This window comes from Acinetobacter sp. A22 (assembly GCF_030913345.1).
GTDB classification, from domain to species: domain Bacteria; phylum Pseudomonadota; class Gammaproteobacteria; order Pseudomonadales; family Moraxellaceae; genus Acinetobacter; species Acinetobacter junii.
The window spans coordinates 599,217-624,504 of sequence record NZ_CP133162.1 but is presented as its reverse complement, the minus strand read 5'-3'; the positions used below and the strand labels follow the sequence as shown (position 1 = coordinate 624,504).

General features: G+C 37.3%; 23 protein-coding genes. 12 read left to right on the top strand and 11 right to left on the bottom strand.

Features of this window, described 5'->3' with window-relative positions:
• The first annotated feature begins 252 nt into the window (after positions 1–252).
• Positions 253–483, top strand: a complete 231-nt coding sequence (locus tag Q9Q86_RS03185; protein ID WP_004913221.1) for a hypothetical protein — start codon at positions 253–255, stop codon at positions 481–483.
• A gap of 184 nt (positions 484–667) precedes the next feature.
• On the opposite strand, the gene Q9Q86_RS03180 is transcribed toward Q9Q86_RS03185, so the two are convergent.
• From Q9Q86_RS03180 to Q9Q86_RS03170, 3 genes are all read right to left on the bottom strand, one after another.
• On the bottom strand, positions 668–895 hold the full coding sequence (locus Q9Q86_RS03180; RefSeq protein ID WP_004913223.1) for a hypothetical protein: 228 nt from the start codon (positions 893–895) through the stop codon (positions 668–670).
• Between the two features lie 222 nt (positions 896–1,117).
• Positions 1,118–1,519 carry a hydroxyisourate hydrolase gene (gene uraH, locus Q9Q86_RS03175; protein ID WP_004913226.1) on the bottom strand — a complete coding sequence of 134 codons (402 nt, stop codon included), beginning with the start codon at positions 1,517–1,519 and terminating at the stop codon, positions 1,118–1,120.
• 10 nt (positions 1,520–1,529) lie between these two features.
• On the bottom strand, positions 1,530–2,012 hold the full coding sequence (locus Q9Q86_RS03170) for a heme-binding protein (protein ID WP_075696891.1): 483 nt from the start codon (positions 2,010–2,012) through the stop codon (positions 1,530–1,532).
• Between the two features lie 106 nt (positions 2,013–2,118).
• On the opposite strand from Q9Q86_RS03170, the gene Q9Q86_RS03165 reads away from it, so the two are divergent.
• On the top strand, positions 2,119–2,790 hold the full coding sequence (locus Q9Q86_RS03165) for a heavy metal response regulator transcription factor (protein ID WP_075696305.1): 672 nt from the start codon (positions 2,119–2,121) through the stop codon (positions 2,788–2,790).
• Positions 2,787–4,181, top strand: coding sequence for a heavy metal sensor histidine kinase (locus tag Q9Q86_RS03160; RefSeq protein WP_112986781.1), 1,395 nt, complete (start codon positions 2,787–2,789; stop codon positions 4,179–4,181). The genes Q9Q86_RS03165 and Q9Q86_RS03160 overlap by 4 nt, the downstream gene beginning before the upstream one ends.
• Positions 4,182–4,198: 17 nt before the next feature.
• Here the strand turns inward: Q9Q86_RS03160 and nudC are convergent, their stop codons facing one another.
• Positions 4,199–4,969, bottom strand: a complete 771-nt coding sequence (gene nudC / locus Q9Q86_RS03155) for an NAD(+) diphosphatase (protein WP_042893506.1) — start codon at positions 4,967–4,969, stop codon at positions 4,199–4,201.
• Positions 4,970–5,057: 88 nt separating this feature from the next.
• Positions 5,058–5,321, bottom strand: coding sequence for a TIGR03643 family protein (locus Q9Q86_RS03150; protein ID WP_004913242.1), 264 nt, complete (start codon positions 5,319–5,321; stop codon positions 5,058–5,060).
• Between the two features lie 237 nt (positions 5,322–5,558).
• Here Q9Q86_RS03150 and Q9Q86_RS03145 point away from each other — a divergent pair, with 237 nt between their 5' ends.
• The gene (locus Q9Q86_RS03145; protein WP_112986780.1) at positions 5,559–6,242 is read left to right on the top strand and encodes a cupin domain-containing protein; all 684 of its coding nucleotides are present in this window, start codon (positions 5,559–5,561) and stop codon (positions 6,240–6,242) included.
• A 45-nt stretch (positions 6,243–6,287) separates the two neighbouring features.
• Here the strand turns inward: Q9Q86_RS03145 and rodA are convergent, their stop codons facing one another.
• Entirely contained in the window at positions 6,288–7,430 is a 1,143-nt protein-coding gene (gene rodA / locus Q9Q86_RS03140; protein ID WP_112986779.1) for a rod shape-determining protein RodA, read from the bottom strand.
• Positions 7,431–7,645: 215 nt separating this feature from the next.
• Here rodA and Q9Q86_RS03135 point away from each other — a divergent pair, with 215 nt between their 5' ends.
• Positions 7,646–9,172 (top strand): transporter associated domain-containing protein, encoded by a 1,527-nt coding sequence (locus Q9Q86_RS03135; RefSeq protein ID WP_112986778.1) that lies wholly within the window; start codon positions 7,646–7,648, stop codon positions 9,170–9,172.
• Between the two features lie 42 nt (positions 9,173–9,214).
• Here Q9Q86_RS03135 and Q9Q86_RS03130 read toward each other — a convergent pair whose 3' ends face one another.
• Entirely contained in the window at positions 9,215–11,095 is a 1,881-nt protein-coding gene (locus Q9Q86_RS03130; RefSeq protein WP_112986777.1) for a potassium transporter Kup, read from the bottom strand.
• 249 nt (positions 11,096–11,344) lie between these two features.
• Between Q9Q86_RS03130 and Q9Q86_RS03125 the strand changes: the two genes are divergently transcribed.
• The 3 genes from Q9Q86_RS03125 (at position 11,345) to Q9Q86_RS03115 (ending at position 15,223) form a co-directional block, all read left to right on the top strand.
• Complete coding sequence (locus Q9Q86_RS03125) at positions 11,345–12,445, top strand: ABC transporter ATP-binding protein (protein WP_112986776.1); 1,101 nt, start codon at positions 11,345–11,347, stop codon at positions 12,443–12,445.
• A gap of 42 nt (positions 12,446–12,487) precedes the next feature.
• Complete coding sequence (locus Q9Q86_RS03120) at positions 12,488–13,504, top strand: extracellular solute-binding protein (RefSeq protein ID WP_004677245.1); 1,017 nt, start codon at positions 12,488–12,490, stop codon at positions 13,502–13,504.
• A gap of 87 nt (positions 13,505–13,591) precedes the next feature.
• The gene (locus tag Q9Q86_RS03115; protein ID WP_112986775.1) at positions 13,592–15,223 is read left to right on the top strand and encodes an iron ABC transporter permease; all 1,632 of its coding nucleotides are present in this window, start codon (positions 13,592–13,594) and stop codon (positions 15,221–15,223) included.
• 104 nt (positions 15,224–15,327) lie between these two features.
• Here Q9Q86_RS03115 and Q9Q86_RS03110 read toward each other — a convergent pair whose 3' ends face one another.
• On the bottom strand, positions 15,328–17,412 hold the full coding sequence (locus Q9Q86_RS03110) for a TonB-dependent siderophore receptor (protein WP_112986774.1): 2,085 nt from the start codon (positions 17,410–17,412) through the stop codon (positions 15,328–15,330).
• Between the two features lie 609 nt (positions 17,413–18,021).
• Here Q9Q86_RS03110 and mutS point away from each other — a divergent pair.
• From mutS to Q9Q86_RS03090, 4 genes are all read left to right on the top strand, one after another.
• Positions 18,022–20,679 carry a DNA mismatch repair protein MutS gene (gene mutS, locus Q9Q86_RS03105; protein WP_112986773.1) on the top strand — a complete coding sequence of 886 codons (2,658 nt, stop codon included), beginning with the start codon at positions 18,022–18,024 and terminating at the stop codon, positions 20,677–20,679.
• Between the two features lie 265 nt (positions 20,680–20,944).
• Positions 20,945–21,274, top strand: a complete 330-nt coding sequence (gene fdxA / locus Q9Q86_RS03100; RefSeq protein ID WP_004639922.1) for a ferredoxin FdxA — start codon at positions 20,945–20,947, stop codon at positions 21,272–21,274.
• A 128-nt stretch (positions 21,275–21,402) separates the two neighbouring features.
• Positions 21,403–22,110, top strand: a complete 708-nt coding sequence (locus tag Q9Q86_RS03095) for a D-Ala-D-Ala carboxypeptidase family metallohydrolase (protein WP_004953171.1) — start codon at positions 21,403–21,405, stop codon at positions 22,108–22,110.
• A gap of 136 nt (positions 22,111–22,246) precedes the next feature.
• Positions 22,247–22,915: an O-methyltransferase gene (locus tag Q9Q86_RS03090; protein ID WP_112986772.1), complete on the top strand. Its 669-nt coding sequence runs from the start codon at positions 22,247–22,249 to the stop codon at positions 22,913–22,915.
• A gap of 119 nt (positions 22,916–23,034) precedes the next feature.
• Here the strand turns inward: Q9Q86_RS03090 and Q9Q86_RS03085 are convergent, their stop codons facing one another.
• From Q9Q86_RS03085 to Q9Q86_RS03075, 3 genes are all read right to left on the bottom strand, one after another.
• Positions 23,035–23,877, bottom strand: a complete 843-nt coding sequence (locus Q9Q86_RS03085) for a universal stress protein (RefSeq protein ID WP_004913328.1) — start codon at positions 23,875–23,877, stop codon at positions 23,035–23,037.
• Positions 23,878–23,996: 119 nt separating this feature from the next.
• Complete coding sequence (locus Q9Q86_RS03080) at positions 23,997–24,608, bottom strand: acyltransferase (protein WP_080592503.1); 612 nt, start codon at positions 24,606–24,608, stop codon at positions 23,997–23,999.
• On the bottom strand, positions 24,601–25,203 hold the full coding sequence (locus Q9Q86_RS03075; protein ID WP_112986771.1) for a YigZ family protein: 603 nt from the start codon (positions 25,201–25,203) through the stop codon (positions 24,601–24,603). The genes Q9Q86_RS03080 and Q9Q86_RS03075 overlap by 8 nt, the downstream gene beginning before the upstream one ends.
• Positions 25,204–25,288 lie beyond the last annotated feature (85 nt).

The following is a 25,288-nucleotide window of genomic DNA, read 5'->3' as shown; positions in this document are numbered from 1 at the left end:
TTTATTTAATCTAACTTGAAAAAGTTACAAATTCAAGTTGACGAAAAATTAATTTTGCATAAGAATAAATTTCATAGATCAGATTTTGGCTTGTTTAAGTTAACAAGGATGTCAAACAAACCAACTTTCGATAATTAAATCATATATTTAGGCAACTTATGCTTTGATAGTATTTGATTTAACAGATTGATTATTTTGATCTTTTCAGCAGTTAGGTTTTATTCAAGATTTTTTGATGTGGAGACATGAAAAATGAACAATCAACGTGATGCTATTCTTGGCTATGCTGACGAAAAACACGCTTATTTTATTCGTCTCATTGAAAACAATACCGTTTTGGGTAGTTGTTATGGATTATTCTGTGACAGCCCCAATAGTGAGGCGGCTGAAAGTATTATGACAACTTTATTTTTAAAGAAATCTTTTTGGCTCAATGGTTCTGAATTTCAAGATATTATTCAAGGACTAAATCCGATTCAGTAAAATCATTTATGCAAATTAGCTCAGATACGAAACAAGTTTCCGTTCGTGTAAATTTATACAGTACAAGCAACACATTCAGATATTAAGCAAATAATTCATATAAAAGACTCATGATCAATAAAAGATATTTCAGTAAGAAACCACTTAACCTTGATTTAAGTGGTTTCTTTTATTTCATCAAGATTTATATAAAGCGTTTATCATTTACTGGAGCAACAAGTTTATAAATTTTTCCATCTGCCTCATTTTCAAAGAGCAAATCGATATTTGGATGAATAATTTCACCATCTACCTCAATATGTTCCACTCGCTTAAAAAAAGGAATGTCTTTATCTTCAAGGTCATTAAGCTGAGCAATTACAATTGATTCATTTTCTTCTTGGTCTTTTACGACCACTGTCACCTTATTCATAGTATTCCTCATTTAATAATAATTCCTGATTAGACTATGCCCTATAGATCAAAGTCTGTCTAACAACGGGTTGTAAGAAATATTATAAGTATTAACAGACTGTTAATTTTTCATCTAAGTGATTGAAATAAAAAATATAGATTTACAATTATGTGTAACACTGAAAAAGTAGAACAAGAAAACTGATTAAACAAAAGGCTGCCAAAGCAGCCAATATTTGTACTAATTTCCGCGATAAGTTGAATAACCATAAGGGCTGAGTAATAAAGGAATATGATAATGTTTAACCGTTCCATCCACTTTAAAAATCACAGGAACTTCTGGAAAAAAGGTCTGTTGCTTTTGTTGATTGAACCAAGCCTCAGTTTTAAAGGTCACTTTGTAAACCCCTTTTTCCAACGCTTTGTTCTCAGGATATAGCGCAGTAATCCTCCCATTTTCACCCGTAAGTTTCTGATTCAACTTAATCCACTGATCACCAGAACTTTTTTCAAGAACAACTTCAACATTTGCTGAAGGTAAACCATTTTCTAAATTAAGAACATGGACACTCAATGGGTTCTGTTCAGCAAATGCCGCTGAACTGAATAAGATAAGCGAATAAGGTAAGATTTTCTTTAACATCACAAACTCCTCACAGATTTTTCAATATTTGAATGGCTGATGTAGCACAGTAATCATCGTTTTTAGCACCGCCTGCTCCAGCAACACCAATCGCTCCGACCACTTGATTTTGGTATCGAATAGGTAATCCACCACCCAATAACAGCAGCTTAGAAACGGTAGTTAAATTTTTTGCATCAGGATTGCTATTTGCTGTTTGACTCAAAGCCAAGGTTGCTGTTTTCGTTGATAATGCTGTAAATGCTTTTTGCTCTGCAGCATCTAAATTGTGTGGACCCACCGACTCATGGCGGTGTGCATAAAGTGTATTACCACCTTGATCAACAACTGCGACCGCAATATTTTGCTGAATGTTTTTACATACGCGCTCAGCTTCATTGACTAATACTTTGGCTGTTTGAATATCCAATGAATAAACTTGCTTCAACTCCATAGAGTGTGCAACAGTGCTACTGAACAGTAGCGTTAAACCAAGAATTTTAAGCTTATTCATATTGATTCCTGCCTGATATGCTTTGAAAATCTTAAACAAATCCATTCCGCTACAGCATGACAATCACATTACAAAATTGTCATGTTCACAAAGAGTCTGAACAAAAATGTGCATTCTGATTATCGAAGATGAAACGAAGATCGCGTCTTATTTAGTAAAAGGCTTAATTGAGTCAGGCTATACAGCGGAGTGCGTCCATTCAGGACTAGAAGGTTTGGAAAGATTAAAAATGAAATCCTATTCTTTGGTGATTTTAGATGTAATGTTGCCTGATCTTGATGGCTGGGATGTATTGAAAATACTTCGCCAATTTTCTAAGGTTCCCGTGATATTTCTAACTGCAAAGGATCAGATTTTAGATCGTGTCAAAGGCTTAGAACTAGGTGCAGATGATTATTTAGCAAAACCATTTTCCTATATCGAATTACTTGCTCGCGTCAAAAGTCTTTTAAGGCGCCAACAATATAATCAAGAAAATGAGCTCTCGATTGCATCATTAAAGATGGATTTAACACAACACAAAGTTTGGCGAGAAGATACATTAATCGACCTCAGTAAGAAGGAATTTAACCTACTTAGATTTATGCTTCTGCATCAAGATGAAATTATTACGCGCCGCCAAATTGCCTCAGAAGTTTGGAATATTAACTTTGATACAGATACTAACTTTATCGATGTTGCTGTACGTCGCTTACGCAGCAAAATTGATGATGGACATGATTTAAAATTAATTCATACGATTCGGGGCTTAGGTTATAAGCTATCGGTTCAAGCATGATGAATCATATCTTTCGCTCATTAGAATTGAGACTCACCCTACTGGTGACTTTTTGCAGCGCTCTCGTTTTATGCGTAGTGGCAATGTTTAGTTATGTTGGGATTAATCAAATTTTAATTATCCAACAAGATCGTGCTCTGACGAACCGAATTGAACGACTCGAAATACTTCTACAAGATAGTGAAAATATAAATCAAATTGTTGCTCGTCCTAAGCTCTATCAAAATATGTTAGGCAACCAAGATAACTTGTTTATTTTAATGGATCATAATCAACGTCTAATTGATATTAATCCCTTAAATATTCCCCTTCCCAAATTGGCAACCTCAAGCAGCATCCAATTTACAGATTTGACTCAGACCGAACACCCAACACGCTTGTCATGGAAAACGATCAACATTCATCAAAAGCCTTATGTGCTCATTGCAGGCAAGCAATGGTCTGAACGTCTCAATATTCTTGAACCATTCCGTAACGGTTTATTGGTTTCAGTGAGCATCGGGGTTGTACTGATTTTTATATTATCTGCTCTGGCTAGCCATTTTGGACTCAGTACTTTAAGAAAACTGCAACAACAAACTCAGGCAATCAATGTCCATCAATTGCAGCAAAGAATTCAGCTTGATCAAGCTCCATCAGAAATTGAACAACTGACAGCAGACATCAATACCATGCTGAACCGAATTGAAATCGGATACCAGCAGCTCAACCGATTCTCAGAAGACATTGCACATGAATTTCGGACTCCACTCAACAACCTGATTGGACAAACGGAAATCATGCTCATGGGTGAGCGTACAGATGAGCAATACAAAGAACTGCTGTATTCAAATTTAGAAGATTACCAACGCCTAAAACGAATGATTGATAGTATGCTGTTTCTTGCACGTGCGGATCGTCAGATGGTGATGTTAAATAAACAATGGGTCGATCTACCCAACTTGGTTGAGACGATTTGTGACATTTTTGAGCATCAAGCTGAAGAACAAGCTTGCCAGTTTATTTTGCAGTTAGAACAAACCCAAATATTGGCTGATCCAGAATTACTGCAACGAGCACTTTATAATTTAATTTCGAATGCACTGACACATGGTGGTTTGCAACGTCAGATCTATATTGGCAGTCGAAACAACCAACAAAATGAACCAAGCTCCACGACTAGTTTATATGTGATCACCAGTGATACGAGCATTGCAAACGAGCATCTTGATTCTCTGTTTGAACGCTTTTATCAATGTATTTCTAGTCGCCATCAAAGCAGCCAAACTGGAGGTCTTGGTTTATCCATCGTTGCCTCAATTATGACCCTTCATCAAGGTGAATATTTGGCTTACAACACTCCAGATGGTATTTGCTTTGAACTCATTTTTCCGAATGATTGCGATCAATAAGCTTTAAAGGTATAGGCTCATAACCATTCACTTGTATCATCCGCGACTGGCGTTCCATGCATAACGTGCATAATCATTGCATAGGCAATACTTCCTTTAAATGGAATTTCAGGCAGTTGATCAAATTTGAAGAACTGTGCATCACTAATTTCTTTTTCCTGTATTTTAATTTCGCCTGAGTGATATTCAGCTTTAAATGCAACCATTAAATTACTTGGAAATGGCCATGGCTGGCTGGCGAGATACTGAATATTTTTGATATTTAAACCAACCTCTTCCAAAGTCTCTCGACGCGCTGCTTCTTCTAAGGTTTCACCTACCTCCACAAAGCCTGCAATCAGACTATACATGGTCTTATTGCGCGTTGTTCTTGCAAGCAGTATCTCATCATCCCCTCTTGTGATAATCGTAATCACACAAGGGTTAACACGTGGATATTGGTTATAACCACAACTTGGACACATCATCGCAAACTGATCAGTGCTTTGTTGTGTTTTGTCACCACATCGCCCACAAAACTGATGGTTGCGTCGCCATTCTAAAAGTTGTACAGCTCGACTTGCTTGCTCAAACTGTTGGTGATTCCAATATTGTAAAAGCTGACGTATCGGCACCAGCTGATAGCCAACGGGTATGCTTTCATTGGGTAATAGATCTCGCGCAACGACCTGCTCATCATCTGACAGTACTAAATCACTGTGCAATTTTTCAACTCGTGGTAATTGAAACTGTTCATCAACTAAAAGTTGTTGTTGCTGAAAAATATAAGCAATCGATAGATTTGACATTACATTACCTTAAATTCAATAACATGAGATATATCAATAGAAATGCTAGCAATCCACAAAAGGACAATTGAGGATAGCAAACGCAAAATTAATGGTGCTTATATTGACGTGAGCAGTAGCCACGATTGATCTCTGGTGAACGTAGTTGCAAATGCTTGGTTTTTCGACCCGTCACCCGTTTACGCCAGAGTTTAAAACTACTGGCTTGCAAATTTTGCCTCATCAGTTTGATTACAGCAGATTCATTCAGACCATATTCGCGCTCTAACGCTTCAAAAGGTGTTCGATCTTCCCATGCCATTTCAATAATTCTTGAAAGGTCACCATCATCATAATTTTTAGTATTCAACATAAAATGAAATCACTTCGCTGTCGTTCAATATCAATCTGTTAAATTTCATAACAAAGCATAAGTAACTCAGGATGAAGAAAGTGTGATTTTTCGAGTTATTCTTTTCATTTGAAATAATATTCAGCACATTGAAAATTAAATAAATGATCAAAGAATCATCCCAATTATTTTTTCAAGATTGACTAATAATCTAAATGCCGATAGTTATCTTAGACAATATTACTGAGGATAATTCTGATGTTTTTGCTAAATGCTGATTTTTCAAAGTTCGCAGTCGTCAAACCTAGAGACTATCAATGGGTAAAATCACCTGGCGGTGAAGTAGAACGTGTCATGTTAGACCGTGTTGGCAATGAAGCAGCTAGAGCAACAAGTTTAGTCAAATACGCACCTCTAAGCTTATTTCCAAAACATCAACATCCTCATGGCGAAGAGATTTTGGTATTGTCTGGAATGTTCACTGAAGATGGTAGCCAACACTATCAAAAAGGATGGTATTTGCGGAATCCTCATAACTCTAGTCATATTCCATCTAGTGAGATGGGCACCTTGATCTTTGTCAAACTCAGACAAATGTCCGAGACTGAAACTGAAGCTGTTCGTATCGATACCCATAACCCAAATAACTGGAAAAAAATGGGACATCGAGACATCTGTGAACTTTACCAATCTCAGCTAGAGCATACTTATCTAGAAAAAATCATGCCCCTACATCCCATCGAATATGATGTAAAAGGTGGTGCTGAAATTTTAGTGATTGAAGGTGAAATCAGCCATAGTGAAGAAACTTATCCAACAGGTTCTTGGTTACGTATTCCTCCACAAGCAGATTACCAACTTCAATCAGGTCAACAAGGCGCAACACTTTATCTAAAAACAGGTCATCTGCTCGCCATGATTCAGTCAACGCATAAATTTTAATGAACGACTCAGAAATACACGTTCAAATCAAAGATGATGAATCAACTAGCGATGCGTATGAACTGACATCACAATCCCAAAACCTGCCAATAAGGTGATAATAGCTGTACCACCATAGCTCATAAATGGTAATGGATCTCCTGTCACAGGAAAAATTCCACTGACCATACCTGAGTTAACAACGACATATAGAAAAAAAGACAACGCTAATGAGCCGACAATCAATCGTCCGAAATTATTAAATGAGTTTAATCCAATCATAAAACAGCGGATGATGATTGCTGCATATAAGCTAAATAGAATCACCACACCAATAAAACCAAACTCTTCTGCATAAGTTGACATAATAAAGTCTGTATGCCGTTCAGGTAAAAATCCAAAATGTGATTGAGTGCCTTGTAAATAACCTTTTCCTGAAAACCCACCCGAACCAATCGCAATTTTAGACTGAATAATATTCCAACCTGAACCAAGGACATCAGCCTCAGGATCAATCAAAGTTGTGATACGCTTTTTTTGATAGCTTTCCAATAAAAAAGTCCAAGCAATCGGAAGAAATAACATCACTAAACCCATAGAGCCTAGAATTAATTTCCAAGAAATACCTGCCAAAAACAATACAAACAGACCACTGGTGAGGATCAGAATGCCTGCCCCCAAATCAGGTTGTAATGCGACTAAAAGTAAAGGAATGACAATTAAAGCCAATGAAATCAAAATATGAAATATTCTAGGTGGCAAAGCATTTCTAGATAAAAACCACGTGATCATCAGCGGCATTGCAAACTTCATCAGTTCACTTGGTTGCATACTTCCTAACAATGGAATAGCAATCCACCGACGTGCACCCATTCTCACTTCACCGATAAAAAATACAGCGATGAGCAGTACTAAACTCACAGCATATAGATAAGGGCTAAATGCCTGATAAACTTTTGGAGGAACTTGAGCACAAACAAAAAGTGCTACAAATCCTAAAAGGAAACTAAATCCTTGTTTGAATACCAACCCCATATCTTGAGCCGATGCACTATATACGACGATTAAACCTAAGATCGCATTTAAAATGAGAAGGCTCAATAACCAAGGGTCGAGATGTAATTTATGCCAATACGAAGAATTATTTTTGAGATGCAAACCATCTCGAATGGAATAACGTAAAAATCGGGATTGCGGAACAGGCTTCATGGTGATCTTAAAAATAAGAAAAACGAGCAGATAAATCTGAACTAAGGCGATGGAGTATATATTTAATTTGTTTCTGTGCTCAGATTATTACTTTTATTTTTGTGAATCTTTGATAAATTTGCAGGTACCATTTAAATCAAAGGTTTTATACATATGGACCCCTCACCTTTAAGGCGTATCTTTGGCTCTCTCAGTAGACAGCTTGGAGAACTAGGATGATAGAATTTCTTTTAGACCCTAGCATCTGGATCGCGTTATTAACTTTAATTGTACTCGAAATCGTACTTGGCATTGATAACTTAGTTTTCATTGCAATTCTTGCAGATAAACTTCCTCCAGAACAAAGAGATAAAGCAAGAATCATAGGTCTTTCATTAGCCCTTATCATGCGTTTAGCCCTGCTTTCCATTATCTCTTGGCTAGTTACTTTAACAAAACCTATTCTCCATATATGGACTCTGAGTTTCTCAGGTCGAGACCTAATCCTACTCTTTGGTGGTCTTTTCTTACTCTATAAAGCCGTTACAGAATTACATGAAAAAATAGAAGGCAAACCTGTACATAAAACCCAATCAAGTGTTGCTTATGCAAGCTTTGGTATGGTGGTCACTCAGATTGTTATTCTAGATGCAGTGTTTTCTTTAGATTCTGTGATTACAGCAATCGGAATGGTTGACAATATTTATGTCATGATGGCAGCCGTGGTGATCGCTGTTGTAGTGATGTTAATTGCATCAAAACCATTAACAAACTTTGTAAATAAGCATCCTACTGTTGTTATTTTGTGCTTAAGCTTCTTACTACTGATCGGTATTAGCTTGATTGCTGAAGGTTTTGGTTTCCATATCCCGAAAGGATATATCTATTCAGGTATTGCCGTTGCAATCCTAATTGAAGGTTTCAACCAATTTACCCAACGAAATGCTGAAAAACATGCATCAAAACTACCTTTAAGACATCGTACTGCAAATACGATCTTCAAGCTCATGGGTGGCAAAGAGCAAAATGACCCAACGATTATCGATAACAACGATGATTCATTCGGTGCCGAAGAACGCTACATGATCGGTGGTGTGTTAACTCTGGCTGAACGCTCTGTTTCATCGATTATGACACCTAGAGATCAAATTTCTTGGGTCAACATCGATGATGATATTGAAGATATCCGAGCTAAAGTACTTGCAGTACCTCACAGCTTATTCCCTGTCTGTAAAGGCAATTTGGATAAGGTCATTACTGTTGTACGCGCAAAAGAGCTGATTGATTGTTTGGATGAAAAAGAAGAATTGCAAAATCTTTTAAAACGCCAACGTCCAATTTTTATTTTTGAAAAGATGAAAGTGATAGATGCAATTAATACTTTGCGCTCTTCAAAAGGCTCTTTAGTCATGGTGACGAATGAATTTGGAAATATCCAAGGATTGATCACTCCATTAGATGTATTTGAAGCAATTGCTGGTGAATTCCCAGACTCAGATGAACAACTGGATTTGACGAAAGTATCTCATCAAGAATGGGTAGCATCTGGCTTATTAGACCTTTATCAACTTCAACTTGAATTAGGCACACTTGAACTAGTTCAAGAAGGTTCAGGCTATGTAAGTGTCGCTGGTTTATTACTAGATAAATTAGAAGGTCAAGTTGATGTCGGTTCTACATTGACCTATGAGGGAATCTATTTCGAAATTATAGAAATGGATGGCACTCGCATTAAGAAAGTCAAAATTATTTATCCGATGTAAATCCAAGCATAAAAAAAGAGCCTTTCAAAAAGGCTCTTTTTTTTATATCTCAATCTGACTACCAATTTCGACAACACGATTCGTAGGGATTTGATAAAAATCGCTAATAGGACTTGTATTCTTTTGCATCGTAGCGAATAAATGTTTTCTCCATGTAGTTAACTTATTATCCGCTTTGTAGATCAATCTTTCGCGTGACACAAAGAAACTGATTTCCATCAGATTATATTCAAAATTAATTTTATTGAAAATTTTCTCTAAGACCATAGGTACATTCGGCTGCTCTTTAAAACCATAATTGATTTGTATCCGATAAAAGCCTTTCTCTAAAACTTCGAACTCATATCTCAGTTCATCTTGCACGTATGGGATATCCGAAACTTGCACCGTTACCAACATATTTTTGTCATGAAGAATCTTGTTGTGCTTGAGATTATGCAACAACGCATGTGGTACTACAGATGGAGAACCTGTCAAAAACACAGCAATACCAGATACCTTATTCATATCTGTGCCTAGATATTTAATAAAGGTTTCTAACTGCAACGTATCGCTTTGGAGTTTTTCCTGCAATTGAACCCGCCCTTTCTTCCATGTCATCATCAATGTAAAGACAAAGACAGCGATAAGCACAGGCACCCATCCACCAATAAAGAACTTAAGTAGATTCGAGCCTAACAGCACTAAATCAATAAAAATGAATGGTACAGCGAATAAAACCAGTTTCCACGTTTTCCATTTCCAGTAGCTATAAGCAAGAAATGCAACCAAAAGCGTATCGCAGAACATGGTAATCGTTACAGCAAGACCATAAGCACCTGCTAAATTACTACTTGTTTTAAAGAGTAAAACTAGGAATAAAATTGAAATATATAGAATCCAATTGAGTAAAGGAATGTAAATTTGACCCACTTCAGACGCTGAGGTATGTAGTACATTCAGACGAGGTAAATAACCCAATTGAATCGCTTGTTTCGCCATCGAAAAAACACCACTAATCAATGCCTGTGATGCGATTACAGCTGCTGCGGTCGCAATAAGAATCATTGGATAGAGGAAAAAGGATGGTACAAGTAAATAAAATGGATTGGTAATCGCTGTAGGATCTCTTAGCAATAAAGCACCTTGACCTGCATAATTCAACATAAGACAAGGCAAAACAACGAGGAACCAACCAAGGCGTATCGGAAGAACACCAAAATGCCCCATATCAGCATAAAGCGCTTCACCACCTGTGACGGTCAAAACGACAGCGCCCATCACAAAAAATGAAATATACGGATTGGTGATAATAAATTGCAATGCCCAATGTGGACTTAAGAAAGCCAAAATCGTTGGGCTTTGAATAATACTCACAAACCCAATCGCACCAATAGACAAAAACCAAAGCAGTGTAATTGGGCCAAAAAACTTACCCATTACGGCAGTTCCATGTTTTTGTACAAGAAACAATGCCGTCAGAATGCCGATACTGATCGGTAATATAAATTTATCAAATGCTGGAGCCGCAACAGAAAGTCCTTCCACAGCCGATAACACAGATATTGCGGGTGTAATAATGCCATCACCAAAGAATAATGAAGCGCCAATAAAACCTAAAGCTGTAATCAGAATTTTTGTTCGATTAGAAAGACCTGGCTGACGTAAATTCAAGGCAAGTAATGCCATGATTCCACCTTCGCCATTGTTATCTGCTCGCATTATCACCATCACATATTTAAGAGAGACGATCAACATGATGGTCCAGAAAATAAGCGATAAGATTCCTAAAATATTAATTTCATTGATTGGCATTCCATGTGTTGCATGAAAGCTTTCTTTAAGTGCATAAAGTGGGCTAGTTCCAATATCGCCAAAGACTACACCAAGTGCAGCTAAAGTCAGTATGGGTACACTAGCTTTCTCTACCGTCTGATTTTGCATGTTGTAAAAAAACACTTCTAAAAGTTAAAGTGATACTAGCACTCAATCTATCACTCACTAAATAATTTATTTATAAGCCAGTTAAATATCTAATATTTAATTAAATAATTGCTTATTCAAATTAAATCACTCTACCTTTGAGTTAATTAAAATAGCGCCAATAAACACGCTCGCATTCCTTCAAAAAAACTCCACTTGAGAAGAATTATCAGTTATTATTTGGGCAAGAATTATTCCTGTGAATTGACCATGAATGCTCATACCTTAACGTTGGCCAATGTCTTAACGATTCAAAAGCTTAGCAAAAAATTCGGTGAGCGTTTTGCTGTAAATCAAGCATCATGGTCTGCTCAAAGTGGTCAGATTATTTGCCTATTGGGACATTCAGGTTGCGGTAAGACAACCATGCTACGTCTGATCGCAGGTCTAGAGACTCCTACTGAGGGTTCTATTCAGCTAGAAAGAAAAGTTCTATGGGACCCATATCAACAAGTTCAAGCTGAAGAACGCAATATCGGTTTTGTATTTCAAGACTATGCTCTCTTTCCACATTTAAGCGTGTTGGAAAATGTGATGTTTGGATTGAAAAAAATCCCGAAGCACGAGCGTCAATCTATTGCTGAAAATGCGTTAAAGCATGTCTCTATGTCGCATCATATTCATAGCTATCCACATACTTTATCTGGTGGTGAACAACAGCGTGTCGCTTTAGCTCGTGCGCTCGCGCCTAAACCACATGTCTTACTTATGGATGAACCATTTTCGAATTTGGATCATCGTTTACGTGATCAAATTCGACAAAGTACTATTGAGATTTTAAAACAGACTTCAACCACAACTATCATTGTGACTCATGATCCTGAAGAAGCACTTCAAATTGCTGATCAGATTATTTTGATGCATCAGGGTAAAATCATTCAAAGTGGTACGCCTAAGCAGCTTTACTTCCAACCGAAAACACTTTTTGCAGCACGTTATTTTTCCGATTTGAATGAAATAAAAACCCAAATACAAGATCAACAACTGCATACGATTTTTGGAAATATTGATATTCCAAAACATTTGACGAGTAGTAACGAGATTCGTTGCTATTTTAGACCCCATCAATTACGTGTTAATCGGATAAAAACTGAAAATAGTCTAGCTGCTAAAATTATTTCGTCGAACTTCTTAGGCTATTCACAACTACTTAAATTAAAAATCGAGGCAGAAGATAAAGTGTTAAGTGCTTATGTTGAATATTCTCAACATTACGACCAAACAGACACCATCTACCTATCGTTAGATTTATCTCAGTGTTTCTTTTATGAATCCAATGATTCAATCGAAATCCATCAATCATCCACTTAACTGGTATTTATTATTCAAGTTTCTTCTTTTTAGGGATCAAAAATGAACCAACGAATAAAACTTCATGCGCTTTCGGTTAGTCTTATCGCACTCAGCAGTGGTTGGGTAAATGCCGCTGAGGTCAATCTCTATACCACACGCGAACCTGTGTTAATTCAACCACTATTAGATGAGTTCAATCAAAAAACAGGTATTAAAGTAAACACTGTTTTTATCAAAGATGGAATGCTGGAACGTGTTAAAACTGAAGGTCGCCGCTCACCTGCAGACGTCATGCTGACAGTTGATTTCGGTAATTTGGTTGATTTGGTTGAAAATGGTTTAACTCAACGAGTGAACTCTAAAGTTTTAAATACCGCGATTCCAGGTAACTTACGTGCAGCCAATGGTCATTGGTATGCGCTATCTATGCGTGCTCGTGCAGTATATGTTTCTAAAGAACGTACACCACTAAAAGCCATCAGTTATGAAGATCTCGCAAATCCAAAATGGAAAGGCAAGATTTGTATCCGCTCTGGCAGCCATCCTTATAACACATGGTTAATTGCATCCTATATTGCTCATCACGGCGAAAAAGCAACTGAGCAATGGTTACGTGGCATCAAAGCAAATTTAGCACGCCCAGCGAGTGGTGGCGATCGTGATGTTGCACGCGATATTCTCGGTAAAATTTGTGATATCGGCGTTGCAAATACCTACTACGTAGGAACAATGCGTAATGGTGATGCTGAGCAACAACGTTGGGGCAATGCAATTAATGTTGTATTACCTCGCTTTAAAAATGGTGGAACGCATATTAATGTATCAGGTGCAGCTGTGGCAAAATATGCACCAAACCGTAAAGAAGCAGTTCAATTATTGGAATTCTTATCTTCAGATCATGCACAAGCAATCTATGCACAAAGTGGTTATGAGTATCCAGTAAAACCTGGTGTGAAGATTGATCCAATTATCGCAAGTTTCGGAAAGTTAAATATTGATAACGTCCGTCTGAGTGAAATTGCAAAATATCGTAAAGCAGCAAATCTGTTAGTCGATAAAGTTCAATTTAATCACTAAGTGATTTTATGGGCAGGTCATCCATTTTGTTTTGACCTGTCCAATCAAACTTCTTAAACCTGCTCTTCAATAGTTTCTTAATCTCTAATGACCAAAAATAAGCATCACTTTAATTTATTTACATCGCTCAGTGGGGTATTAACCTTACTTGCTTGCTTGCCTGTTATTGCATTGGTTTTAACAGCAATTCAGGGTAATAGTGATATTTTTGGGCATCTGATTCAGTATGTTCTGCCCCCTACTTTGGTTGATACCAGTATTTTATTATTTGGTGTTGGTCTACTCACGATTTTAATCGGGACTGGTAGCGCATGGTTAGTAACCGCATATCAGTTTAGAGGTCGAGCTTTTTTAGATTGGGCGCTGCTGCTTCCCCTTGCAATACCAACATATATCATCGCTTATAGCTATATCGATATTTTACATCCTATCGGCCCAGTACAAAGCTTTCTAGCAGCTAACTTCGGTTGGGAATCTCAACCTGCTTGGTTTCCGAATATTCGCTCTGTTTGGGGCTGTATTTTTCTATTAAGTTTTGTCTTATATCCCTATGTCTATTTAAGTACACGTGCGATGTTTCTCATGCAATCAGCTAGCTTGATTGAAGTTGCACGCAGTTTAGGGCTCAACCCGAACCAAGTTTTTTTTCGAGTAGCGATTCCTTTAGCTCGTCCAGCAATCGCTGTGGGGGCTAGTTTAGCTTTGATGGAAACCATCAATGACATCGGTGCAACCGAGTTTTTAGGCGTCAAAACCCTAACTTTGTCGATCTATTCAACATGGACAAATCAATCCGATCTCGCTAGTGCTGCACAAATCGCGATTTTCATGTTGATCATTATTACTTTATTGGTTGTTATTGAAAGACTGGGTAGACGCAAACAACGCTATATGAACTCTGCTCAACGTAGTCGATTGATGCCAGCACAACAACTCAGTGGCACAAAAGCTGGTTTATGTTTAACGCTTGGATTAATCCCTATCAGCATTGGTTTCCTCATTCCGTTCATCCATTTATTGGTGGAATCTTATAAGCGTTTCAAGTATGCAGGTTTTTCAGACTATTTATTACAAGCATCAATCAACACTTTATTTCTAGCTACAGTTGCTACTGTGATCACAATTGCAATCGGATTCTTTATTGTCAGTGCGGCACGCTTTAGCCAAATTACATGGTTTAGCCGAATTGCTAGTTTAGGTTATGCAATACCTGGAACTGTGTTGGCCATTGGTCTTATGTTATCACTTGGAAAAATTGATCATGCGGTAGCTGATTTTCTTGAATTTAAGTTAGGAATTCACACAGGCTTACTCTTTTTAGGAACAACTTTCACCCTTATTTATGCCTACAGTGTACGCTTTCTTGCAATCGCAATTGGTGGAATAGAGTCTGGATATAATCGTATCCATGGCGTATTTGATGACGCGGCTCAAAATTTAGGCCGAAATCAATTTTTAATATTAAAAGAAGTTCATCTTCCACTACTCCGCCCTGCAATCATCTCTGCGGCATTGCTTATTTTCGTAGATTGCATGAAAGAATTGCCAGCCACCCTGTTACTTCGACCTTTGAATATGGAAACCCTCGCAACTCAGTTATATGCAGAAGCCTCAAGAGGAACATATGAAGATGGAGCAATTGCAGCATTATTAATTGTTTTAGTGGGTTTGATCCCTGTCATTCTGCTTGCTCGTATGAGTAAAGTGCTAAACAAATAAATAAGATTTTAGCGATATAGCGAATTCTGCTATATAGTCCCCAAATAAGAAAGGGTTGTATTTAATCAATACAACCCTTTTTTCTATGTCAACCGAATCATCGATTAGAAACGATAACGAACACCAGCTTCAAATGAACGCTCAGGACCAACATAAATCCCTTGACGTAGACTTGCGATATAGCGCTTGTCCTCTAAGTTTTTAACTGCGCCATAAAACTCAACTTGATCATTTAAGGTATAGCGTGTTGTTAAATCGACAGTCGTGTAAGCATCGATTTTTCCAGTAAAGAATCCTGAAGTATTCTCAACAATCGGTTTGGTATTTAATTCATCAGTAAACTGAGAACCTGTATAGTTTGCACTCAACTGACTACGCAAACCTGCATAGGTATAACCTACCCCAAGATTTGCCACCCATTCAGGTGTATATGGTACACGGTCACCATCTTTTGATTTTAGTGAACCATTTTTGTTGTAACGATCGCCTTTGAACTCAGCATTTGCAATCCATGTAAGATTAGCAAACACATCGAAACCATTCTCAAATTCTAAACTTACAGCACCTTCAAACCCTTGGTTGTATGTTTTACCGCCATTGGTCGTTTGGAAATCTGGGTTACTGTTGGCTGGAATAATTTGATTATCAAAGTCCATACGGAAAGCAGTTAACTCGTAACGAACTGCATCTTGCTGACCTCTTAAACCCAACTCCCAACTTACCGCAGTTTCTGCATCTAGTTTTTGATCTTTCATTCCACTGAGTGAGTCACCATTTAGTGCTGGTGAGAATGCCTTGTAGACACTAGCGTAAAGCTGAACAGCTGGAATGAATTGGTAGGTAACACCTAATCCGGGCATTACTTCGGTATTTGAAGTTTTAACTGTTTCATTCTTTTGTTTATCATCACGTTGCTGTTCATAGCGTTCAACACGGACACCAGGCGTTACGGATAATTGATCTGAAATATCGAAACGGTTTTGAGCATACAAAGCAACACTCTTCGCAGAATCTTTAGTATCTTTTGCTGTTGTACCTGTGCGTGGTGTAGCTCGAGTTGCATTAATCGTAACGTCATCCATTTTCTCATTCATCACGCGCAAGCCAATCTCAGCTTCACCAGGAATATTAAAAATAGTATTTTTTGCAATCAGACGAGTTTCCGCTCCAATACGTTCAAAAGCACGATTAAAGCCACTTACATTATCAGTATAAATCCAACGACCTGCAGCTTGTGAAGCTGTAGCATTCACGCCATAGCGCCAGGAATCACGATTCATTTCACTCCAATACAGCAATGTTTGAAGTTCAGTATCTGGATTAATATCCCAACGATGATTGATATCAAAAGAATTACGCTCTGTTAAGAACCAGTCATCAGGAGCAGGATTATTCTGTTTCTTGGCATAATACTCACCCAAGAACTGACCACGATATGAAATATTGGCATCATTTTCATAATGAGTAAATTTAACACCAACCCATTGATTATCACCGATAGCTGTACCTGCTTTGATAACGGCATCTTTCATTTCATAGCTTTTATCCATGAAACCGTCACTTTTCGCCCAGCTTAAAATCGCTCCGACATTGCTATCTTTCGTTGGAGAACTGCCACCTAATTCAACAGTTGTCTTATAGGTATCCCAAGATCCAATTGATAGATCAACAAGAGCACCATCTTTAGGTTGTTTAGTACGATAATTTACTACACCACCAATATTCATAGGTCCATAACGCAACGCAGAAGATCCTTTAAGAACCTCAATGCTATCCATACGTTGAATACGTGGATTGTAATAACGACCATTTCCAACAAATAAACCCGGCGCAACAGGCACACCATCTTCTAAAATAAGTGTTTTGTAATCAGCCGAACTAATTCCTCGCATACCAATGTTGCCAACAATTGCTGACTCCTCTTCAGGTTTAACATACACACCTGATACGCGTTTTAAAATTTCTTCTGTAGAGTTTGGAGTGAATTGTTGAATTTGCTCTTGGCTTACAATTACCGCTGCACCTGGAATTTTTGAAATTGAATCCTTTTGTGAGCCAATCACTTGAATCGTAGGTAATACAACAATTTGTTGAGTTTGTTCAGTAGCAGCATAAAGCATTGGTGCAAAACCACAGAACAGCAGACCACTCATAACAATTTGATTTTTAACAAATAAATACTTTTTCATGTGACCTCTATAATCAATCATCAGATTGAAATTCAGATTAAACTTAAAATAACCTTAAAAAACCTCGCAATTATAATACAAATAAAAACAATTATCAGTTAATGATTCAATTTGAGTGGTATTTTTGTTGCTATCAGGTTTCTAAAGCAAAATTCTTCTGGTGCTACATCTATTAAAAAATACTGATAATTTTCGAATATATAATAATTAAGGATTTAAGACACTGATCTACTCGACAAGCATGACTAATACTGGGTTAAGATACCTTTTTAGTTCTTCTGTAAATTCTGCGTGCAAACATGAGACTTAGCACTTAAATCATTAAATAAAACCCTACCTTCCTCAATGAAGGCTTAGGAGTAACAAATAAAATAAAAAAACTAACTTACTCTTTTGTTGCTAATTTCCTCATTCATTTTAGGAATCCTTTTTGTCAATCAAGCTCAATTTGTTAAGATGGCTGTCGAAAAAGGGTTTACACCAAAACTGTATTTTGTAATTTAGTGATTTTGATATCGAAAGTTAAGATTTCTGAATTTCGATCAATTTTAGGCAGTAATGGTAAAACTTCATTTAGTAATATATTTTCAATTTAAGGACTTATAACGCATGAACAGTGACTCAGTTATGGCTGATCTCTCATCTCACACGCCGATGATGCAGCAATACCTCAAAGTCAAGATGGAATATCCACATGCGCTTTTGTTCTATCGTATGGGTGACTTTTACGAACTCTTTTTTGAGGATGCCTATTTAGCTGCAAAATTACTTGGTATCACGCTAACCCATCGTGGCAAAACAAATGGTGAACCAATTCCAATGGCAGGTGTTCCCTACCATTCAGCTGAAGGATATTTAGCACGTTTAGTAAAGTCAGGTCGTACCGTTGCAATTTGTGAGCAAGTTGGTGAAGTTACGGGTAAAGGACCTGTCGAACGTAAAGTAGTCCGAGTTTTGACACCTGGTACCTTAACTGACGATGCGCTTTTATCAAGTTATCAATCCTCAAATTTAGTTGCTCTGTGTATACAACAAAATCAAATTGGTTTTGCATTACTTGACTTGAGTGCAGGTATTTTTAAAGTTCAACAACAGACATATAAACCAGAGCAATTGCCAATAGAACTTGCTCGCTTGATGCCAAGTGAAATTTTGATTGATGAGGATTTAGTCGATCAAAACATCATCGAACATATTAAGAAAAATCTAGATTGTCCAATTACCAAAAGACCGAATGTAGATTTTAATCAAAATAATGCTCAAAAGACGCTGTGTGACCAGTTTGCTGTTTCCACCTTATCAGGCTTTGGGTTAGATCCAATTCCTCTAGCAAAGGCTGCTGCGGCTGCGCTTATTCATTATGCTAAAGAAACACAAAAAACAGCCCTACCTCACATCCGTTCTATACAGATCGAACAGAGTACAGATTTTATTGCTTTAGACCCAATTACACGTCGTAACCTTGAAATCATCGAACCGTTATTTGAGCATGGAACATCTTTATTCCAATTAATCAATGATTGTCAAACTGCGATGGGTGGTCGCTTACTGAGTCGCACACTCATGCAGCCCATTCGAGATACAGCAATACTCGATGCTCGTTTGGATGCAATCGAGCAATTATTGAAAGGTTATCACGAATCACCTGTTCGCTTAGTTTTGAAAGAAATCGGCGATATTGAGCGTGTACTCAGTCGAGTAGCTTTGGGTAGTGCTCGACCACGTGATTTAGTTCAACTTCGCCAAGCCTGTGCTCAAATTCCTTTTTTACGACATGCTTTAGCGCCTGTACTCAACACTGAAAAATCCAAACTATTAATTGAGCTTGATCAGCAACTTGGTAATTTCAAAAGTCTACACCAACATCTTATTGCAGCAATTGTTGAAAACCCTCCTGTGCTTTTACGTGATGGAAATGTAATTGCAGAGGGATATGATGATGAATTGGATGAATTACGCAAAATACGTGATCATGCGGGTCAATTTTTAATAGATTTAGAAATCAAAGAGCGTCAGCGAACTGGCATCAATACGCTGAAAATTGGGTACAATCGTGTCAGCGGATACTATATCGAATTAACACGAGCTCAAGCTGAGCAAGCCCCTGCCGATTATATTCGTCGTCAGACACTTAAAAATGCTGAAAGATACATCACACCTGAACTTAAAAGCTTTGAAGATAAAGTGCTTTCGAGTGAATCTCGTGCGCTCGCTCGTGAAAAACTACTGTTTGAATCTTTATTGGATGAATTACGCCAAAATATTGCTCAATTACAGATGATGAGTGCTGCAATTGCTCATATCGATGTTTTAGCGAATTTTGCACATCAGGCAAGATTAAATAATTGGGCAAGACCTGAATATACACCAGAAACTTGTATCAAGATTCAGGCGGGTCGACATCCAGTGGTTGAGTCTTTAAACAAAGCTCCATTCACTCCAAATGATACATTCCTTGATCATCAACATCGTATGGCGATCATCACTGGTCCCAATATGGGTGGTAAATCCACGTTTATGAGACAAACAGCTTTAATTAGCTTGCTCGCTTATTGTGGTTGTTTTGTCCCAGCGAAATCAGCAAAACTCGGTTCTATCGATCGCATATTCACTCGTATCGGCTCAGCTGATGACCTCTCTACAGGCAAATCAACATTCATGGTTGAGATGACTGAAACTTCTCAAATTCTACATCATGCAACAAGTCAATCTTTAGTATTGATGGATGAAGTCGGACGTGGAACCAGTACATATGATGGTTTATCTCTAGCATGGGCATGTGTACTAGATTTAACTAAACGTATTAAGTGTTTATGTCTTTTTGCAACACATTATTTTGAATTAACAGAATTGGGTAGCGAAGCTGGAATTGACAACTATCACGTCACCGCGCAAGAGTTAAATGGTAATTTAATCCTATTGCATAAAGTACAGCATGGACCTGCAAGTCAAAGTCATGGTTTACAAGTTGCAAAATTGGCTGGTATCCCTGCTAATGTGATCAAAGATGCACAAAAACGTTTGAAAATACTGGAAAAACAGCAACATCAGCATTTGCAAAACTCTGTGCAAAATGATCTGTTTAGTACAGTTGAACATGAAATAGAAACTAAAGTTATTGAAAAAGTAATTGAAGTAAAAATGCAATCACCTGCTTTAGATCTGTTAAAGCAACTGGACTTAGATGACCTTACCCCACGCCAAGCTTTAGAACACCTTTATCAACTCAAAGCTTTATCTAAAAGCTCAGATACTATTGAAAATTAACTATATGCTAGGTTCTCTACTATATTAAAGTTAGAACCTAGCAAATTTTAATTTCTAATTAAATTTGAAAATACGTCTTTTATCGTAGGATGAAGTGCAAATAGATTCAGGTTATTGAGAGTTATTATCAACAAAACTCATATAAATCAGCCCTTTTCATTGATACGAATAATAAATATCAATAAAAGGAATTGTTTCTATCTGCATTTTTTGCCTAAAATACGCTATTGAAAATGAAAACCATATTTTTTAGGTAGCTGCCGCCATGACCTTTGTTGTCACAGAAAATTGTATCAAATGTAAATATCAAGATTGTGTTGAAGTTTGTCCTGTAGATTGTTTCTATGAAGGTCCTAACTTCTTAGTCATCAATCCTGACGAATGTATCGACTGTGCACTTTGCGAACCAGAATGCCCTGCAAATGCAATTTTCTCTGAAGATGAGTTACCTGAAGGTCAAGAAGTGTTTATTGAATTAAATGCTGAATTATCTGAAAAATGGGCTGGCAATAACATTACTCAAATCGGTGAACAACCTGCTGATCGTGAGGAATGGAACGGCAAACCAAACAAGCTTCAGTATTTAGAAAAGTAATTTTCAAAAAGGCCAGTTTTACTGGTCTTTTTTTATACCTGAATCACACATTTCTTTGCAATTGTGCCATTTTTAGCCCCCTATTTTGCATTAAAATAGGCACTATACTAAATGTGAATTGCTTTTTTATGATGCGAAATAAATTACAGGGTCTGTTTTCATTATTTGTCATCCCTGTGATGATGGTTGGTTGTGCCACGTCTCCAAAGAAAGTTAGTCCAAGCAAAAGAATATATATTCCTGAAGAACAAGTAACTTTTAATCGTCCAATCCCTACAAAAACAGAACCTGCATCTTATCGTCAGTGGTTAGGTCAGGGCGAAAACTACGCACGTGTACGCGAATATGAACATTTCTTAATGCGCAATAATGTCGCACATATTATTCCTAGTTTTGAATTGCTGAAAACAGCAAGAGACTGGCAAAAGTGCGGACGTTCAGAATACATGGTTCCAAATCGTGAATTATGGAATAACTCACTTTCAACATTACGAGTATTCAAATATTTAATCGCTGCAAAAATTCTTACTGATTTCGAAGTTACCTCAGTTTATCGTGATCTACCACTGAATCAGTGTGCTGGTGGTGCAAGCTCATCAAAGCACTTATTTAATTCCGCAATTGATTTTCGTATTGGACCTGAATACCCTCAACCCCAAGATTATGCATATATTGAACAAACAAAATTCAAGTTATGCCAATTTTGGATTCAGCATGGTCAAAGTCTAGATCTCGGTATTGGATTATATAGTTCAGGTCAAATTCATTTGGATACTCAAGGTTATCGCACTTGGGGTCCTGATTTGACTCGTAATACATCTCTTTGTAACTTCTAAATTGCAAAACTCGAGTAAAAATGAGGTCTTTTGATCTCTTTTTACTTTCAGCACTCATGATTCCTTCAGCATTCAAATTGCACTTCGAAGATAAATGTTTAAAATGCAGCTATCAAATTTATAGGTAAATACAACCATGCAACAGTTGTGGACAGACATTGATGAATATATTAATTCACATCTCATTCCCACAGACGAGAGACTTCAACATGCATTAGATAACACTGACCAGCAGGGTTTTTCTAATCATCTAGCTGTTGCACCTAACCAAGGCATGTTTTTACAAATGTTGATTCAAATGAATCAATGCAAGCGTGTGCTCGAACTCGGTACATTTGCTGCTTATAGTACAATTTGGTTGGCGAAAGCAATGCCTGCTGATGGATATTTGCTTACTGTGGAAGGACGGGATACACACGTGATCCTTGCCCAAGAAAATATTGATTATGCCAATATGCCAACCCAAATTGAGCTTAAAAAAGGTCGTGGCGTTGATATCATGAATCAATTAATTAATGAAAATAGTGAACCATTTGATTTCATTTTTATTGATGCAGACAAACAAAGTTATCCAGAATATTTTGAACTCAGTTTAAAATTGGCACGCTCAGGCACTATCATTGTGCTAGACAATGTTATTCGCTCTGGTGATATCTTAGATTCAAATAATAAAAAGCCAAGTATTGAAGGTATCCGTCAAGCTTTTACTGCGCTCCAGAATCATCCTCAACTTTTATCGTGTACTGCTCTACAAACTGTTGGATCGAAAGGACATGACGGCTTTGCAATTGCAATCGTCAAATAGAGGTTAAAAAATAAACTTTTATTTTTTAATTATAAATATCAATAAATTAAGTATATTAAGGTTGCTTTTCCATATAGTTATCCACAGGAATTGCGGATAACTATATGGAATAAAATGAACTACTTAGCAACAAGCAGCGGTACATTTGCATTTCTAAATATCGTGGTTGTGATGCTACCCAAGAAAAACTGATGAATCTTACTGTGACTAAATGCACCTAATACAATCAGCTGAATGTCATGTTCGCGTTGATATTCCAAAATATTTTGTGCTACATCGCCATAACGATATATTGGTATTACATCTAAACCAGCACTTTTAAGATATTTCTCAGGTTCAGTCAGCATCTCTGGATGATCACCAACATACAGTAAATGGCATTGCAGTTTTTTCAATAAATCACTTTGAGCAATTCTCTCCATCATCTTTTGACAAGTCGGAGAGTATTCATAAGCAAAAATAAAACGTTTTGGTGGTGAAAAATGCTCCCCTACGGTAATTACCGTGCAATTCGCCCCACGAATAAAGTTTTCAACATTACTTCCAATTGGTTTATTTTTTTCAGCAGCGCGTTCCCCGACTCGCCCGATGATTACCACATCATTTTCTTTAAGAATATTAAAACTCTGTTCAAGAAAATCACCTTTTTCTTGAATTTTGGTGCTAGTCAAACCGTAATTTTTTTCAATTAATTCAGAGATATGTTTCAGTAAATTATTACTATAATCCAAGGCTAATTCGCTTTGCTTTTGTTCTAACTCAGCCAATTCTTTAAGTAACATGGCATTACTTTCAAAACCGATTACACCACTAATTTCACCTAAATGGTAACTGGCGGGATAGTAATCTAGGATTTGTAAAAGGACTAATTCTCTTTGAGTTTGCTTGGCAACCCAAACTGCAGCCTCCGCCACCGCATCGATACAGGGTGAGGAATCGATACATGCAATAACGCGGTTCATAATCGCCTCTCTTTAGGTTCAATACCTTAGGTCTTCTACTTATTTTTAACTTAACACAGATAGATAGCAGGTTGGTTAAATTTATGTATAGAATCTCTTGAGAGTTTTCTAGTTAATTCTTATTTCCGATAACGAATCAATTTTGCAGGGTTTCCAGCCATAATTGCATGTGGCTCAACATCTTTAGTAATCATACTATTCATACCAATAACCGCATGATCACCAACTTTAATCCCATCCTTAATTCCAACATGAGCTCCTAACCAAACATCACGTCCAATTTCTATGCCTTGTGAACGAACTGCTTGCTGATAGATGGGTCGATCTAAATCCATGCCATGGTCAAAAGCATACAGATGACTATATGCTGCAATTCTAACTTGATCATGCAACTTAATACCTGCGCGACCTCCGTCAAGAATACAATGGTGGTTGATCGCGACTTCAGAACCGATTTCTAACGGTCCATGTAAAGTACAATCGGCAGCAATAAAAGTATTATCGCCGATAGTAATTTTACGTCCTCGCTCAGCAAAGATATGTGCTAAAGGTGAAATAAAACAATTGTTGCCAATTTCAACTGTTTCCATTTCCATTAAATAGTTCTGATATTCTTTTTGCCATGCTTCCGCCCATTCTCTATGTTTGGGTTTTAAAGACCAATATAACCATGGCATATAGTTCAATCGATGTTTATGCTGTTCACGATATTTTAATAGTGGATCATGCATCATCTGTTTGATCCTCAATAAGTTTAAGCTGCTCGCGACCACGCGTTATATCTTGAAGCTTGAGCTTTAATGGTTCGATCTGGTGTATTTGCACTTGTGCCTGAATACTAACACCCGTTTCAGTATAGTTTTCTAGAAACTCTATTTGCTGTTGTAGTAATTCATATTGAATAATAGCCCATTCGTTAAATGCACAACTAAAAGTAATCTTCTTTTTCTCAATTAATTCTATTTTTTCAGCGAGTAGCAGACACTGACCTGCACACCCACCATACGCCCTGACTAAACCACCAGTGCCTAGTTTTACTCCGCCATACCAACGATTCACCAATACAATAACATTGGTTAAGTCATTCCCCTCTATCGTTGCTAATATCGGGCGACCTGCTGTACCTGAAGGTTCGCCATCATCATTGAACCGTACATGATGACCTATTTTCCATGCCCAGCATTGGTGTGTCGTCGAGATGTCTTTTGTCTCTTCTAAAAACTTTTTTACTTGTTGATCATTTTCTACAACACTCGCAATCGCCTGAAAGCGACTTTTTTTAATTTCTTCTTCAAAGGTAACGGTTTGAGCAATAGTAAAAGGCATAAAAACATCAATGCAAATTTAAAAACAAAGTATAACGTCTTAAGGTTCAAAAACCTCGCAATTGCGAGGTTTTTTGAGTTTAGCT

Excerpts from the sequence above, each read along its gene's own strand:
- Q9Q86_RS03115 (WP_112986775.1), top strand. The coding sequence starts at position 13,592 with ATGACCAAAAATAAGCATCACTTTAATTTATTTACATCGCTCAGTGGG.
- Q9Q86_RS03080 (WP_080592503.1), bottom strand. The coding sequence starts at position 24,608 with ATGCATGATCCACTATTAAAATATCGTGAACAGCATAAACATCGATTG.
- Q9Q86_RS03170 (WP_075696891.1), bottom strand. The coding sequence starts at position 2,012 with ATGAATAAGCTTAAAATTCTTGGTTTAACGCTACTGTTCAGTAGCACT.
- Q9Q86_RS03110 (WP_112986774.1), bottom strand. The coding sequence starts at position 17,412 with ATGAAAAAGTATTTATTTGTTAAAAATCAAATTGTTATGAGTGGTCTG.
- Q9Q86_RS03185 (WP_004913221.1), top strand. The coding sequence starts at position 253 with ATGAACAATCAACGTGATGCTATTCTTGGCTATGCTGACGAAAAACAC.
- Q9Q86_RS03165 (WP_075696305.1), top strand. The coding sequence starts at position 2,119 with ATGTGCATTCTGATTATCGAAGATGAAACGAAGATCGCGTCTTATTTA.
- Q9Q86_RS03135 (WP_112986778.1), top strand. The coding sequence starts at position 7,646 with ATGATAGAATTTCTTTTAGACCCTAGCATCTGGATCGCGTTATTAACT.
- fdxA (WP_004639922.1), top strand. The coding sequence starts at position 20,945 with ATGACCTTTGTTGTCACAGAAAATTGTATCAAATGTAAATATCAAGAT.
- Q9Q86_RS03160 (WP_112986781.1), top strand. The coding sequence starts at position 2,787 with ATGATGAATCATATCTTTCGCTCATTAGAATTGAGACTCACCCTACTG.
- Q9Q86_RS03125 (WP_112986776.1), top strand. The coding sequence starts at position 11,345 with ATGAATGCTCATACCTTAACGTTGGCCAATGTCTTAACGATTCAAAAG.
- Q9Q86_RS03120 (WP_004677245.1), top strand. The coding sequence starts at position 12,488 with ATGAACCAACGAATAAAACTTCATGCGCTTTCGGTTAGTCTTATCGCA.
- Q9Q86_RS03075 (WP_112986771.1), bottom strand. The coding sequence starts at position 25,203 with ATGCCTTTTACTATTGCTCAAACCGTTACCTTTGAAGAAGAAATTAAA.
- mutS (WP_112986773.1), top strand. The coding sequence starts at position 18,022 with ATGAACAGTGACTCAGTTATGGCTGATCTCTCATCTCACACGCCGATG.
- Q9Q86_RS03145 (WP_112986780.1), top strand. The coding sequence starts at position 5,559 with ATGTTTTTGCTAAATGCTGATTTTTCAAAGTTCGCAGTCGTCAAACCT.
- nudC (WP_042893506.1), bottom strand. The coding sequence starts at position 4,969 with ATGTCAAATCTATCGATTGCTTATATTTTTCAGCAACAACAACTTTTA.
- Q9Q86_RS03090 (WP_112986772.1), top strand. The coding sequence starts at position 22,247 with ATGCAACAGTTGTGGACAGACATTGATGAATATATTAATTCACATCTC.
- Q9Q86_RS03130 (WP_112986777.1), bottom strand. The coding sequence starts at position 11,095 with ATGCAAAATCAGACGGTAGAGAAAGCTAGTGTACCCATACTGACTTTA.
- rodA (WP_112986779.1), bottom strand. The coding sequence starts at position 7,430 with ATGAAGCCTGTTCCGCAATCCCGATTTTTACGTTATTCCATTCGAGAT.
- Q9Q86_RS03150 (WP_004913242.1), bottom strand. The coding sequence starts at position 5,321 with ATGTTGAATACTAAAAATTATGATGATGGTGACCTTTCAAGAATTATT.
- uraH (WP_004913226.1), bottom strand. The coding sequence starts at position 1,519 with ATGTTAAAGAAAATCTTACCTTATTCGCTTATCTTATTCAGTTCAGCG.
- Q9Q86_RS03180 (WP_004913223.1), bottom strand. The coding sequence starts at position 895 with ATGAATAAGGTGACAGTGGTCGTAAAAGACCAAGAAGAAAATGAATCA.
- Q9Q86_RS03095 (WP_004953171.1), top strand. The coding sequence starts at position 21,403 with ATGATGCGAAATAAATTACAGGGTCTGTTTTCATTATTTGTCATCCCT.
- Q9Q86_RS03085 (WP_004913328.1), bottom strand. The coding sequence starts at position 23,877 with ATGAACCGCGTTATTGCATGTATCGATTCCTCACCCTGTATCGATGCG.